The sequence below is a fragment of the Homoserinimonas sp. A447 genome (assembly GCF_054489325.1).
In genome coordinates, this window is the sequence record NZ_JBTMWW010000001.1 from 2187853 (window position 1) to 2201744 (window position 13892).

At 67.3% G+C, this 13892-nt stretch carries 15 protein-coding genes; 13 read left to right on the forward strand and 2 right to left on the reverse strand.

The genetic code is table 11. The features are described from left to right. Positions 1-6 precede the first annotated feature (6 nt). Genes pcaH through pcaC form a run of 5 tightly spaced genes read left to right on the forward strand, consistent with a single transcriptional unit; the run spans position 7 to position 3775 of the window. Positions 7-780 carry a protocatechuate 3,4-dioxygenase subunit beta gene (gene pcaH / locus ACX3O0_RS10725; protein WP_459107697.1) on the forward strand — a complete coding sequence of 258 codons (774 nt, stop codon included), beginning with the start codon at positions 7-9 and terminating at the stop codon, positions 778-780. Further along, positions 777-1310: a protocatechuate 3,4-dioxygenase subunit alpha gene (gene pcaG, locus ACX3O0_RS10730; protein WP_459107698.1), complete on the forward strand. Its 534-nt coding sequence runs from the start codon at positions 777-779 to the stop codon at positions 1308-1310. The genes pcaH and pcaG overlap by 4 nt, the downstream gene beginning before the upstream one ends. After that, positions 1297-2640: a 3-carboxy-cis,cis-muconate cycloisomerase gene (gene pcaB, locus ACX3O0_RS10735; protein WP_459107699.1), complete on the forward strand. Its 1344-nt coding sequence runs from the start codon at positions 1297-1299 to the stop codon at positions 2638-2640. The genes pcaG and pcaB overlap by 14 nt, the downstream gene beginning before the upstream one ends. After that, a complete protein-coding gene (locus ACX3O0_RS10740; protein WP_459088726.1) occupies positions 2637-3401 on the forward strand; it encodes an alpha/beta fold hydrolase in 765 nt (254 codons plus the stop codon). Before pcaB ends, ACX3O0_RS10740 begins: the two co-directional genes overlap by 4 nt. Next, entirely contained in the window at positions 3401-3775 is a 375-nt protein-coding gene (gene pcaC, locus ACX3O0_RS10745) for a 4-carboxymuconolactone decarboxylase (protein WP_459088728.1), read from the forward strand. Before ACX3O0_RS10740 ends, pcaC begins: the two co-directional genes overlap by 1 nt. On the opposite strand, the gene ACX3O0_RS10750 is transcribed toward pcaC, so the two are convergent. After that, complete coding sequence (locus tag ACX3O0_RS10750) at positions 3772-4995, reverse strand: 4-hydroxybenzoate 3-monooxygenase (RefSeq protein WP_459088730.1); 1224 nt, start codon at positions 4993-4995, stop codon at positions 3772-3774. The genes pcaC and ACX3O0_RS10750 overlap by 4 nt on opposite strands. A gap of 106 nt (positions 4996-5101) precedes the next feature. On the opposite strand from ACX3O0_RS10750, the gene ACX3O0_RS10755 reads away from it, so the two are divergent. From ACX3O0_RS10755 to ACX3O0_RS10780, 6 genes are all read left to right on the forward strand, one after another. Next, positions 5102-6274, forward strand: coding sequence for a thiolase family protein (locus ACX3O0_RS10755; RefSeq protein ID WP_459107700.1), 1173 nt, complete (start codon positions 5102-5104; stop codon positions 6272-6274). Positions 6275-6322: 48 nt separating this feature from the next. Then, a complete protein-coding gene (locus ACX3O0_RS10760) occupies positions 6323-7177 on the forward strand; it encodes an IclR family transcriptional regulator domain-containing protein (RefSeq protein ID WP_459107701.1) in 855 nt (284 codons plus the stop codon). Positions 7178-7417: 240 nt separating this feature from the next. Next, positions 7418-8488 carry a cupin domain-containing protein gene (locus ACX3O0_RS10765; protein ID WP_459108473.1) on the forward strand — a complete coding sequence of 357 codons (1071 nt, stop codon included), beginning with the start codon at positions 7418-7420 and terminating at the stop codon, positions 8486-8488. Then, complete coding sequence (locus ACX3O0_RS10770) at positions 8485-9318, forward strand: fumarylacetoacetate hydrolase family protein (RefSeq protein WP_459107702.1); 834 nt, start codon at positions 8485-8487, stop codon at positions 9316-9318. Before ACX3O0_RS10765 ends, ACX3O0_RS10770 begins: the two co-directional genes overlap by 4 nt. A 4-nt stretch (positions 9319-9322) precedes the next feature. Further along, positions 9323-10075 carry a maleylpyruvate isomerase family mycothiol-dependent enzyme gene (locus ACX3O0_RS10775; RefSeq protein ID WP_459088740.1) on the forward strand — a complete coding sequence of 251 codons (753 nt, stop codon included), beginning with the start codon at positions 9323-9325 and terminating at the stop codon, positions 10073-10075. Then, on the forward strand, positions 10066-10500 hold the full coding sequence (locus ACX3O0_RS10780; protein WP_459107703.1) for a MarR family winged helix-turn-helix transcriptional regulator: 435 nt from the start codon (positions 10066-10068) through the stop codon (positions 10498-10500). The genes ACX3O0_RS10775 and ACX3O0_RS10780 overlap by 10 nt, the downstream gene beginning before the upstream one ends. Positions 10501-10679: 179 nt before the next feature. On the opposite strand, the gene ACX3O0_RS10785 is transcribed toward ACX3O0_RS10780, so the two are convergent. Beyond that, positions 10680-11462, reverse strand: a complete 783-nt coding sequence (locus tag ACX3O0_RS10785) for an IclR family transcriptional regulator (protein ID WP_459088744.1) — start codon at positions 11460-11462, stop codon at positions 10680-10682. 123 nt (positions 11463-11585) lie between these two features. On the opposite strand from ACX3O0_RS10785, the gene ACX3O0_RS10790 reads away from it, so the two are divergent. Then, positions 11586-12791 (forward strand): FAD-dependent monooxygenase, encoded by a 1206-nt coding sequence (locus ACX3O0_RS10790; protein ID WP_459107704.1) that lies wholly within the window; start codon positions 11586-11588, stop codon positions 12789-12791. A 92-nt stretch (positions 12792-12883) separates the two neighbouring features. Next, positions 12884-13843 (forward strand): ABC transporter substrate-binding protein, encoded by a 960-nt coding sequence (locus ACX3O0_RS10795; protein ID WP_459088748.1) that lies wholly within the window; start codon positions 12884-12886, stop codon positions 13841-13843. Positions 13844-13892: the final 49 nt, after the last annotated feature.

The following is a 13892-nucleotide window of genomic DNA, read 5'->3' on the forward strand; positions in this document are numbered from 1 at the left end:
GACGACATGACACTCAGCGACCAGCAGCAGATCACCAGCGAGATCGATGCCAAACGCAGCCAATACGAAGCCGAACGCGCGAGTGGAGCGCCGGTGAACAACCGCACGACACTCGACTACCCGCCGTACCGGAGCAGCGTGCTGCGGCACCCCACCAAAGACCTGCACCACGCCGACCCGGAGACCATCGAACTGGTCTCACCGGCGTTCGGCCACAACGACGTCGCGGAGATCGAATCAGACCTCACCCTCCAGCACACCGGCGAACCGCTCGGTGAGCGCATCCTGGTCACCGGTCGCGTGCTGGACGGCGACGGCCGGCCAGTGCGGAACCAGCTGGTCGAGGTGTGGCAGGCGAACGCGGCTGGACGCTACATCCACAAGCGGGACCAGCATCCGGCTCCCATCGACCCCAACTTCACCGGAACCGGTCGCACGATCACCGATGACGACGGTCGCTACCGCTTCGTCACCATCAAGCCGGGCGCCTACCCGTGGAAGAACCACACCAACGCCTGGCGGCCCGCGCACATCCACTTCTCCCTGTTCGGCAACGCGTTCACGCAGCGGATCATCACGCAGATGTACTTTCCGGGCGACCCGCTGTTCCCGCTGGACCCGATCTACAACTCAATCGTCGACCAGGATGCCCGCGACCGCCTGGTCGCGACCTACGACCACGACCTCACCTCGCCAGAATGGTCACTCGGCTACCGCTGGGACGTCGTGCTCACCGGGCCCCAACGAACCTGGTTCGAGCCGGAAGGGGGCGACGAATGAGCCTCCTCCCCACATCAGGACAGACCGTCGGGCCATTCTTCGGCTACGCATTACCGTACGACGGCGGCGAAGACCTGGTCCCGGCCCATCACCCGAACGCGGTGCGCCTGCACGGCACCGTCTACGACGGGGACGGCACGCCGGTGCCGGACTCGATTGTCGAGATCTGGCAGGCGGATGCGTCCGGCACGATTCCGGATGCGCGCGGCTCGCTCACCCGGGACGGCTACACCTTCACGGGGTTCGGCCGGTCGGCGACCACCCGGGACGGCGGCTACTCGTTCACCACCGTCGAGCCGGGCGCGGTCGATGGGGCAACCCCGTTCTTCGCCTGCATCGTGTTCGCCCGCGGGCTGACCGACAAACTGCACACCCGCATCTATCTGCCGGGAGCGGAGGATGCCTTCCTGGCGTCCCTGCCCACCGAGCGGAGGGCTACCCTGATTGCACGCCGTCAGAGTGACGGATCGCTGCACCACGACATTCACCTGCAGGGTGAAGAGGAGACAGTCTTCCTTGACTTCGGATGATCCCAGCGCGGCAGATCACGGGCTGCTGTCCCCCTATTGGGCCGGCGCCCCGGTGGCCGAGGCGACCGGTGATGTCGCCGTGCTCCGCGCAATGCTCGATGCCGAGGTGGCCCTTGCCGCTGCCGAGGCGGCGCTTGGCCTGGTTCCGGATGCCGCTGCCGAGAAGATTCGCAGCGTCGCAGCCGAGCTCACCCTGGATGCGTCCCGCATCGCCACCGCGTCCAGGGCGGGAGGCAACCCGATCATCCCGCTGCTGGCCGAGCTTCGTGCGGCGGTCGGACCCGACGCTGCCGGGTTCGTCCACCTCGGGGTGACCAGCCAGGACGTGCTCGACTCGGCCCTGATGCTGGTAGCCCAGCGGAGCATCCGCTTGATGATGGACGACCTGGACACCGCGGTGTCGGCCCTTGCCGCCCTGGCGGATGGGCACCGCTCGACCGCCATGGCCGGGCGCACGCTGACCCAGCACAGTGTGCCGACAACGTTCGGGCTCAAGGCCGCCGGTTGGCTGGTGGGGGTGGCGGATGCGCGCGGCTTCCTCGGTGCCGTCTCGTCGGCGTTGCCGGCGCAGCTCGGGGGAGCGGCCGGAACGCTGGCCTCTTTCACCCAGCTGGCCCAGGGTCGCGAACTCGAGCTCGTCGACGCGTTCGCGAGCAAGCTCGGGCTGCAGTCCGCGCCGGTGCCCTGGCACACGATGCGCACGCCGATCACCCGGCTTGCGGATGCGCTCAGCGGGGTCTGCGTTGCCGTCGGCAAGATCGGCGCCGACGTGTCCCTGCTGGCACGAACCGAGATCGGGGAGCTGAGCGAGGCCTCCGGCGGCGGATCGTCGGCCATGCCGCAGAAGCAGAACCCGGTGCTGAGCGTCCTGATCCAGGCGGCCTCCCGCCAGGCGCCGGGACTCCTCGCCGAACTTCATCGCAGTGCCATCGCGGTCGATGAGCGCCCCGACGGCGCCTGGCACGTGGAATGGCAGACCCTCCGCGAACTGCTGCGGGTGACCGGGGGCGCAGCATCACTCGCCGCCGAACTGCTGCCCGGTCTGCGCGTCGACGCCGAGCGGATGCGTGCCAACCTCGCCATCTCCGGGCCGCTGATCGTCAGCGAGCGGATCATGCTCGCCGTCGGCCCAACCCTGGGCAATGACACCGTGCGACGGCTCGTCGGCCAGGCTGCGGGCAACCCGGCCAGCCTGCGGGACGGCCTCCGAAGCGAATTGCCCGACTGGAGCGAAGACTCGCTCGATGAATTGCTCGACCCCCTGAACTACCTCGGCCTGAGCGGCGAACTCATCGACCGAGCTCTGGCACACGTGCAGGCAACCGGATGAGCGTCCCCACGATTCGCGCGGCCAGGAGCGGGACAGCGGGCGCGCCCCTGCTCGTGCTCGGCCCGTCGCTCGGCACCTCCACTTTGGTCTGGGAGGACGCCGCCGCACTGCTCGAAAAGCGATTCGACATTCTCGCCTGGGACCTTCCCGGCCACGGCATCTCGCCCGCGGCCAGCGAACCCTTCACCGTTTCCGAGCTGGCGGATGCGGTGCTCGAGCTGGTCGGCGACCGCACCTTCCACTACGCGGGCGTGTCGCTCGGCGGTGCCGTCGGGCTGGAACTGGCCTTACGACATCCGGAGCGCCTCGACCGTCTCGCCATGATCTGCTCGCTCGCCAAATTCGGTGAGGCCAGCTCCTGGACGGAACGGGCCGCCCTCGTGCGGGCGCAGTCGACCTCGGTGCTGGTGGGAGCATCCGCCGGCCGCTGGTTCTCCCCCGGGTCGATCGCCCGGCTTCCCGAGGTGACCGGGAAGCTGCTGCACACCCTCGCCGACGCAGACGACGAAAGCTACGCGCTGTGCTGCGAGGCGCTCGCGGCGTACGACCTGCGCGGTGAACTCGGCGAACTGAGCCGGCCGCTGCTGGCGATCTCCGGGCACGACGACCCGGTCGCCCCACCGGATGCGATGGCTGAACTGGCGGCGGCGACGCCTCACGGGCGCGCCGTCGACGTGGCGGATGCCGGACACCTCGCCAGCGCGGAACAGCCCGCCGTCACCGCGCGGCTGTTGATCGACTTCCTCAGAAAGGACGGCTGATGGCCACCGACGACGAACGGCGCGACCAGGGCATGACCGTGCGGCGCGAGGTGCTCGGCGACGAGCACGTCGACCGAGCCAACGCGAACATCTCGGAGGTGACCCGGGACTTCCAGGACTTCATCACCCGGTACGCCTGGGGTGACGTGTGGTCGCGGCCCGGGCTCGACCGCCGACTGCGGAGCACCGTGACCATCACCGCGCTCATCGCCCACGGCCACTGGGAAGAGCTCGAGATGCATCTGCGTGCCGCCCTGCGCAACGGGCTCACCAAGGAAGAGGTCTCCGAGATCATCCTGCAGTCCGGGGTGTACTGCGGGGTGCCGGCAGCCAACTCGGCGTTCCGCATCGCGCAGGAGGTCTACGGCGACTAGTGCGGGTGCGTGAGGAACGGCAGCCCGGTGTAGATCTCGGCCAGGTGTGCCATCCCGCGTGGTGACCCGCAGAGCTGGCTGAGCTGCCCGAGCTGCACGTGGTAGTCGTAGTCCACATTCTCTGGATGCTCGGAGTCGGTCGACTCGTTGAAGCGGTGCAGCATCCGCGTCATCCAGGCGGAGAAGTGCTGGATCTGCCACACCCGTTGCAGCGAGCGCGGTGAATACTCGTCGAGCCCGGATGCGTCGCCGCTGCGATACCAGGCGACCAGCCCGTCGTGCAGGTAGCTGGCATCCGCTATCGCCAGGTTCAGGCCCTTCGCGCCGGTGGGCGGCACGATGTGGGCGGAATCCCCGACCAGGAACAGCTTGCCGAACCGCATGGGGTCGCTCACGAAGCTGTGCATCGGGGTGATGTTCTTGTCGAAGATCTCGCCGCGTTCCAGCTTCCAGCCTGGGGTGCCGAGGCGGAGGTCCAGTTCGTCCCAGATGCGATCATCCGGCCAGTTGGCGATGTCGTCGTGCGGGTCGACCTGCAGGTAGAGGCGGCTGACGGTCTCCGACCGCATGCTGTGCATGGCGAAGCCGCGCTCGTGCAGGGCATAGATCAGCTCGTCCGTCGACGGGTGAACGTGGGCGAGGATGCCCAGCCAGCCGAACGGGTACTCGCGCCGGTAGGTCTTCTTCTCGACGGCGGGGATGCTCGGCCGGCAGACGCCGTGGGCGCCATCCGCACCCGCCACGAAGTCGGCGGTCAGCTCGAAGTCTTCGCCGTCCTGGGTGAATCGCACGGTCACCGGGCCGTCGGCCACGTTCTCCAGTTCGACGCTCGAGACGCTGTACCGGGCGGGGGTTCCGGCCTGGTCGTGGGCGGCGATGAGGTCTTTCACGACCTCCTGCTGGCCGTAGACCCACACCGAGCGGCCGACGAGCTCGCGGAACGAGACGTGGTGTCGGCTCCCGTTGTACTGCAGGTAGATGCCGTCGTGGCGCTGGCCCTCCACCGCGAGCCGCCCGCCGAGGCCAGCCTCGGTCAGCAGGTCGACGGCCGCGTGCTCGAGGACTCCGGCGCGAACCCGCTGGATCGTGTAGTCGCGGTCACGGGCTTCCAGCACGACGCTGTCGATGCCGGAGCGTCGCAGCAGGTGGGATAACAGCAGTCCGGCCGGCCCTCCGCCGATGATTGCTACCTGGGTGCTGATGCTGGTTCGCGTGGCCACACTGCCGTCCTTCCGGTTCGCTGGGTTTCGCCGGGTTGATATTCCTCAATGATACGCTCATCATTAGAACACAAGTTCGCTATGCGCACACAATGGGAATTCTGAAATGACTGCCAGCTTTATCTATGATGCCGTCCGCACACCATTCGGCCGCTACGGCAAGGCCCTCGCCGGGGTGCGCCCCGACGACCTCGCTGCCGGCGTGCTGCGCGAACTGGTGGCGCGGCATCCGAACTTCGACCCGGCGACCGTCGACGACGTGCTCCTCGGCGATGCCAACGCCGCCGGCGAGGACAACCGCAACGTAGCGCGGATGGCAGCCATCCTGGCCGGCTTCCCCACCTCCGTGCCCGGCGCCACCCTGAATCGGCTGTGCGGATCGGGCCTCGAGGCGGTGATCCAGGCGAGTCGGGCCATCGAAACGGGCGACGCCGAGGTGATGATCGCCGGCGGAGTCGAGTCGATGAGCCGCGCGCCCTGGGTGATGCTCAAGCAGTCGCGCCCGTACCCGAGCGCGCACGAGACCATGCACTCCACCACCCTCGGCTGGCGGATGGTGAACCCGCGGATGCCGGAACAGTGGAGCGTCTCGCTGGGGGAGACGGCTGAGATTCTCGCGGAACAATATGGGATCAGCCGCGAGGCGCAGGACGAGTTCGCTCTGCTCAGCCACCGCAATGCGGCTGCAGCCTGGGACGAGGGCATCTACGACCGGGAGGTCGTTCCGGTGGCGGGCGTCGACCTCGCCAGGGACGAGAGCATCCGGGCTGACACCTCCGTGGAGGCACTGGGCGGGCTGAAGCCCGCGTTCCGGCCCGACGGCTCGGTAACCGCGGGCAACTCCTCGCCGCTCAACGACGGTGCCGGCGCGATCCTCATCGGTTCAGAAAACGCTCCGATCGACGCGGAGCCGCTGGCCCGCATCGTCTCCCGCGGCGTGCACGCCGTCGACCCCAACGTGTTCGGCATCGCGCCGGTCGAGGCGGCCAACAAGGCGCTCGCCCGCGCCGGCAAGACCTGGGCGGATGTCGATGTGGTCGAACTGAACGAGGCCTTCGCCTCGCAAAGCCTCGCCTGCCTGAAACTGTGGCCAGAACTCGACCCTGCGAAGGTGAACATTCACGGTGGCGCCATCGCCATCGGGCACCCGCTCGGCGCATCCGGTTCCCGCATCGTCGGACACGTCGCCCACGAGTTGGAACGTCGCGGCGGCGGCGTGGGTGTTGCCGCCATCTGCATCGGCGTCGGGTTGGGCCTGGCGATCGTGCTCGAACGCTGAGCGCGAGCCTGACACGGAGGACCCCTCCAGAGGAAGGATGATAGACGGATGACGCTTTCCGCAGACAGCACCGAATCCGACGGTTCCCGAGATCCGAGCGGTCAATACGTGCAGTCGCTGGCGCGAGGCCTCAGCGTCATCCGAGCTTTCGACGGTGACCACCCCGAAATGACGCTCAGCGACATCTCCCGTCGCACCGGCCTCACCCGGGCGACCAGTCGCCGCTTCCTGCTGACCCTGGTGGAGCTCGGCTACGTGAAAACGGATGGGCGGATGTTCAGCCTCACCGCCCGGGTGCTCGAGCTCGGCTTCAGTTACCTGTCCGCGCTGTCGCTGCCGGAGATCGCCCAGCCGCACCTGGAGCACCTGGCCGCCACCATCCACGAGTCGACATCCGCGTCGGTGCTCGACGGTGCCGACATCGTCTACGTCGCCCGCGTTCCCACCCGCCGCATCATGACGGTGCGGATCAACATCGGCACCCGGTTCCCCGCCTACGCGACCTCGATGGGCCGTGTGCTGCTCGCGTCGTTCAGCGCCGAAGAACTCGACTCCCACCTGGACGGCATCGACTTCGCGGGCCTCACCTCGCACACCATCACGACCCGCGAAGCACTCGTTGTGGAGCTCGGCCGGGTGCGGGAGCAGGGCTGGGCGATGGTCGACCAGGAGCTGGAGAACGGCCTGCGATCGATCGCGGCGCCGATCTGGCACGGTTCAACGGTCATGGCGGCGATCAACGTGTCGACCACCGCGAACAGCCACACGGTGGAGTCCATTCAGGAGAACCTCCTGCCCCCGCTGAAGCAGACTGCCGAGCGGATCAGTCGCGACCTGACCGCCTCCCGGCCTTTCACGCGTGCCAGCAACCACGGACTCAGCCCGACCAGTCATCCGCTGTAGCGCTCGACTTTTCTCGCAAGACCTCCCCGCCTGCCCACTTTCGCCGGGCATCCGATCGACGATGACGGAGTTTGTCTTCGATGACGGCGTTGTGAAGGGTGTCATCGAAGAGAAACTCCGTCATCGTCGAGCGGGGCGGCTAGTTCCGGCCTAGCGAGATCTGCGCGTTTGTGCATATAGTTGGGGTACTGAGCGTTTGCAGGTGCACCGCAGCACGAGAGGACGAACCCCGTGGAACAGATGGACGGCCACGCCGACACCCCCGAGCTCGAGCAGCTCTACCGCGACTTCGACGCGAACCAGCTCGCCCCGCTGTGGACGCAGCGCGAAGGCCTCATGCCGATGGCGCCGGAGCCGTCAGCCATCGCCCACGTCTGGAAGTGGGAGACCCTCTACGACCTCGCCAAGCGCAGCGGTGACCTGGTGCCCATCGGCCGCGGCGGCGAGCGCCGCGCCATCGGCCTCGCTAATCCCGGACTGCCCGGCACCGCCTACGCGACCCCAACCCTGTGGGCGGCCATCCAGTACCTCGGGCCGCGGGAGACCGCGCCGGAGCACCGTCACAGCCAGAACGCCTTCCGCTTCGTGGTCGAAGGCGAAGGGGTGTGGACTGTCGTCAACGGCGACCCGGTGGCCATGCGACGAGGCGACCTGCTGCTCACCCCCGGTTGGAACTTCCACGGCCACCACAACGACACCGACCAGCCGATGGCCTGGATCGACGGTCTCGACATCCCGTTCTCCAGCTACACCGATGTCGGCTTCTTCGAGTACGGGTCCGAGCGGGTGACGGATGAGGCGTCCCCCGCGGTCTCTCGCGCCGAACGGCTTTGGGGACACCCCGGGCTGCGCCCGCTGTCCGGACTTGAGAACAAGGCGAGCTCTCCCCTGGCCGCCTACCGCTGGGAGCACACGGATGCCGCGCTCCGCGAGCAGCTGCTTCTGGAAGACGAGGGGCACCCGGCCACCGTCGAGCAGGGGCACGCCGCCATCCGCTACGTCAACCCGACCACCGGTGGCGACGTCATGCCGACCATCCGCGCCGAGTTCCATCGGCTGCGCGCCGGCGCCGACACGCCCTCCCGTCACGAGGTCGGGTCATCCGTGTGGCAGGTCTTCGAGGGCGAGGGCAGCGTCGTGCTCGGCGGCACAGAGCACAAGCTCGTCACCGGCGACCTCTTCGTGGTGCCATCGTGGGTTTCGTGGTCGCTGCACGCCACCACCCAGTTCGACCTGTTCCGCTTCAACGACGGACCCATCATCGACCGGCTCAATTTCGCACGCACCTACATCCCTGGAGAAAACGCATGAAGCTCGCCACCCTACGCACCACGACCGGCAACACCGCTGTCGTCGTCACCGACGACAGCGCCATCGAGATCGATGGGGTGGCGGATGTCGGCGCCCTGCTCGGCAACCCGGAGTGGCGCGCGGTCGCGGAGGCCGCCGACGGCAAGGTGCACGCGCTCGACTCGATCGAGGACACCGCCTGGGCTCCTGTCGTACCGCAGCCGAGCAAGATCGTCTGCGCCGGACTCAACTACCGCAAGCACATCCTCGAGATGGGGCGCGAGCTTCCCGAGCATCCGACCTTCTTTGCCAAGTACCCCGAGGCGCTGATCGGCGCGTTCGACGACATCGAACTGTCACCGCTGTCGAACGCCGTCGACTGGGAGGCGGAACTCGCCGTTGTCATCGGTAAGCCGGTTCGGAACGCCACCGAAGCCGAGGCTGAGGATGCGATCGCCGGCTACGCGGTGCTCAACGACGTGACCATGAGGGACTTCCAGTACCGCACGCTGCAGTGGCTGCAGGGCAAGACCTTCGAGAACACCACGCCATTCGGGCCGTACCTCGTGACGACGGATGAATGGACTCCCGGGCCCACGATGAAGGCCGTCGTCGACGGTGACACGGTGCAGGAAGTCTCCACCGGCGAGCTCGTGTTCACGCCCGCCGCGCTCATCTCCTACTTCTCGCAGATCGTCACCCTGAACCCGGGCGACGTGATCGCCACCGGGACACCGGGTGGGGTCGGCCACGCCCGCAAGCCGCAGCGTTACCTGCAGAACGGTTCCGTGCTCGAGACATCCATCGAGGGCCTCGGCGCGCAGCGCAACGTCGCCGGGTTGGCCGGGTAGCACCATGGTCGCCCGCACCGACAAGACGCAGGATCCGGACATCCTCGCTGGCCTGCTGCTGGCCAGGCGCGGCACCGCTTACTTCGAGCGCAAGCTCGCCGAGCTGGCTGACGACGAGTTCGACGGGCCGTCGCTGCTTCCTGGCTGGGACCGGCGCCACGTGATCGCCCACGTCGGTTACAACGCGCGGGCGCTCACCCACCTGACCGAGTGGGCGGCGACCAGCGTCGAGACTCCGATGTACGCGACGACGGATGCCCGCAACGCCGAGATCGAATACGGCGCCACCCTGAGCCCGGCCGCCTTGCGCAATCTGAGCGCACACGCGGCCGTGCACCTGAACGTGGAGTGGCGCGACCTCGAACCGGAGGCCTGGGACGCCGAGGTGCGCACCGCCCAGGGGCGCACCGTCCCGGCCTCCGAAACCGTCTGGATGCGCACGCGTGAAGTGTGGTTGCACGCCGTCGACCTGGACAACGGCGGGAGCGTCAACGATTTCCCTGCCGAGTTGGTCGACCGGCTGCAGACCGATGTGCTGGGCGCCTGGAGCCGTCGCCAGGCCGAGGAGGGAATCCCCAACTTCGTGCTCCGCGCGGAGGACCGGGACGGCATCCGCTCCGTCACCGGTGGCACGGAGGATGGCGTCGAACTGCTCGGCACGGCGGCCGCCCTGACCCGCTGGGCGACCGGACGTGGGAGTCTCGGCGTTCACACCGCGAACGGCTCGCCGGTTCCGAAGTCACCACGATGGCTGTGACTGGCGAGACGGTCGAGCTGGCCGACTACACCGGGTTCCTGGTCAGGCGGGCGCAGCAACTGCACGCCGCCGTCTGGCAGCGCGAAGCATCCGCCGAATTCACCTCGGTGCAGTTCGGCGCACTCAACCTGGTGCACGCCAACCCGGGAATCGACCAGCGCATGCTGGGGGAGCACCTGCAGCTGGATCGGTCCACGATCGCGGATGTCTGCGCGCGCCTGGAGCGCCGCGGCCTGATCCTGCGCGACCGGGATCCGGATGATCGGCGCAGGAACATCCTGTCCCTCACCGAGCAGGGCGAGACGGTGCTGGCCGAGCTGCTCCCGCGAGCCGACCGTGTGCACGAGGTGCTGGTCGCCGGGCTCAGCGCACCCGACCGCGCTGAGCTGCACCGCCTGCTGACCCTCCTCCTCGCGGACACCTAGGCACGACCCCTCCTGCTCCGCGGAGACGTACTCACACTCCTCGGGGCCGGAGACCGCCGGAAAAGGCTGCCGCCGCTGTCGCCTCGCACGGAGACCCTTCCCACGTGCGGCGTGTTTCCAGCCGGTTTCGACAAGCTCAACCAGCGAAAGGGCGGGTTCGACGAAGTCGGTCAGGGGGGTCAGTGGAGGTCGGCTATGTCTCGCTCGATCGCGGCGCGGGTGGCGAGCAGCAGCCCGATCGTGCTGTCCTCCGTCAGTTTCTGCAGTCGCACCGCGGGGGCGGCCATCGAGAACCCACCGATCGCCCTGCCGTCACTCCCCAGCAACACAAGCCCGATGGCTGCGAGCCCGGTTTCGGTCTCGCCGATGTTGAGCGCATACCCGCGCGACTTGACGGCGCGCAACTCCCGGCTGAGCGCATCGAATTCCTCCTCGCTCATCGGGTCGGCGGTGTACGACGACGGGCTCTGATACAAACGGGCGAGCTGCGCGGGCGGCAACTCCGCCAGCATCGCCTTGCCACCGGATGCGAGCCTTGCCGGCAAGACAGTTCCCTGCCGGTCCCCGACGCGCAGGAAGTTCGACGACTCGAGCGTCAACAGGAATCGCACCGACGTCCCCACCCTGATCACCAGGTTGACCGTCTCATCGAGCTGGCCGAGCAGCACTTCGAGGTGCGGCTGGGCCCGATTCTTGAACTCCTTCGTCCACTCGGCCGCGACCGGTGGCACCCCGATGGCCGGCCCTGGCAGGTAGGTGCGCGACTCGTCCTGTTCGGCGAACCCTCGATACACGAGCATCGACAGCAACCGGTGTGCGGTCGATGGCGCGATGCCGAGTAGTTCCGCTGCGTCCTTCAGCCGGAGTCGCCCCTCATCGCGCAGCACCTGCACCAGGCGGAGCGCGTTGTCGACGGACTCCAGTGAGTAGGCCGGTTTCCTCCGCTGTGTAGCATTCTGCACAACAGAATTATACTCGGCGGATCGTATAGACAACTACAGGATACTCGCCCTAGTGTTACCCGCTGTCATTCTTACAGCCAGAATTTACTTGCTGTCCGAGTCGTCATCCGCGACGGTCGACACATGACAAACGTGATTATTGCCGGAGGCGGCATCGGTGGGCTCGCCGCAGCTGTGGGCCTGAGCCGCGCCGGAGCCACCGTTACCGTGCTGGAGCGGGAGCCTGACTTCAAGGAGGTCGGCGCCGGCCTTGAACTGGGCCCGAACGGCACCCGCGTGCTCGCCGATTGGGGTCTCCTCGATGAGATGCGCGGCTACGGCGTGCAGCCGAACGCCCTGGTGATCAAGGATGCCATCGACGGCCGCGAGCTCACCCGCATGGAGCTCGGCGCAGAGTTCGAGGAGCGCTACGGCGCCCCCTACCTTGTCGGCCATCGCAGCGACCTGCTCGCCCTTCTGCTGAAGGCCGCGCAGGATGCCGGAGTCACGTTGATCTCGAACGAGCAGGTCGACACCGTCTCGTCCGAAGGGGATCTGGCAGTCGTCACCACGGCATCCGGCAACCGCTACGAGGGCAACCTCGCCATTGCGGCCGACGGCTTGAACTCCCGGCTGCGCGGAAAGCTCGTCGACGACTCCCCCGTCGCTTCCGGTTACGTCGCCTACCGCGGGACGATCCTGATGAACGACGTCGACATTGACGCCGACCTCGAGAACGTCACCCTCTACATCGGCCCAGGCTGCCACTTCGTCCAGTACCCGATCCGCAAGGCCACCGCCGAGCAGGGCGCCCTGCTCAACCAGGTGGCCGTCTTCGAGTCCCCCGCATTCCTTCGGGGCGAGCTGGAGGACTGGGGTCGCCCAGGGGAACTGGATGCCGCGTTCGCGACCTGCCTTCCGAGCATCCGCCACGCCCTCACGTTCATCCCCCGCGAGCGCTGGTGGCTGATGTTCGACCGCGATCCGATCGAGCACTGGATCAGCGACCGGCTGCTGCTGCTGGGTGACGCCGCCCATCCGATGCTGCAGTACCTCGCTCAGGGGGCGTGCCAGGCGCTCGAGGACGGACGCGTGCTTCAGGATGCTGTCAGTCGCCAGGTCAGCGCGACACCGGATGTCGATGGCTGGCTTTCGGCCGCCGAACTCTTCAACCGCGAACGGGCACCCAGAACGGCGCGCGTGCAGCGGAACGCCCGAACCTGGGGCGAGTCATGGCACGTGGACGGCATCGGGCGCACCATCCGGAACATCCTCTTCTCTGACCGCAAGCACGACGATTACCGTTACACCGACTGGCTTTACGGGAAGGACGTTATCAAGCTCCCTTGACCCGAAACCAATCCGCTGTAGTGTTTAGAGAACACTTGTTCACATCCCGAACAAGCCTGCACCGCACGGCACGTTTCACAAAGGAGTGACACATGAAGAAATCACTGATGGTCGGACTCGCAGCCGCGTCCGTCCTCGCACTTACCGCCTGCGCGAGCGGAACCCCGGACACCGGTGAGGCTCCGGACCCGGCCGAGCCGACAGCGATCACCGTTGGCGTCATCCCCATCGTGGACACCGCACCGATCTGGCTCGGCGTCGAGAAGGGGTTCTTCTCCGACGAAGGCCTCGATGTCACGGTGCAGCCGACAACAGGTGGCGCGGCATCCGTCCCCGGAGTCGTGGCCGGCAGCTACGACTTCGCGTTCGGCAACTACGTCTCAGGCATGGTCGCCAACGACCAGGGCCTCGCACTGAAGTACGTCGCCAACGGAAACTCGACGGCAGGCGACCCCGACTTCGGCGCCGTGATCGTTCCGGGTGACTCCGACATCGAAAGCCCGGCGGACCTGTCCGGCAAGACCGTCTCGGTGAACAACCTGCAGAACATCGGTGACACCACCATCCGCACGGTCGTCGACGACGACGGTGGCGACTCCTCGACCATCAAGTTCGTCGAGGTCGCGTTCCCCGACGCCGAAGCTGCCGTGACGAACAAGCAGGTCGACGCGGCATGGATCCTCGCCCCGTTCCTCGACTCTGCCGTTGCCAACGGTGCCCGCGTGATCAGCTACAACTTCTCGGACTTCGACCCGGCACTGGACATCGCCGGCTATTTCACCACGCTCGACACCTTCGAGAACAAGCCGGAACTGGTCGAGGCGTTCACCACCGCGATGAACAAGTCGCTGGAGTACGCTGACGCCAACCCGGACGAGGTCAAGCAGATCGTGACCACGTACACGAAGATGTCACTCGAGCAGCTGGATGCGATGGTGCTTCCGAAGTTCAACGTCGAGTTCAACCGCGAGGCTATGGAGAAACTCGGCGCAGCCGCATTCGGCTACGGAACGCTGAAGGCAGAGCCGGACCTGGACAAGCTGCTCCCGTAGCCCGACCCGTACCAACCAAGCAGAAGCCGAGTACCCAGTGTCGAGTACG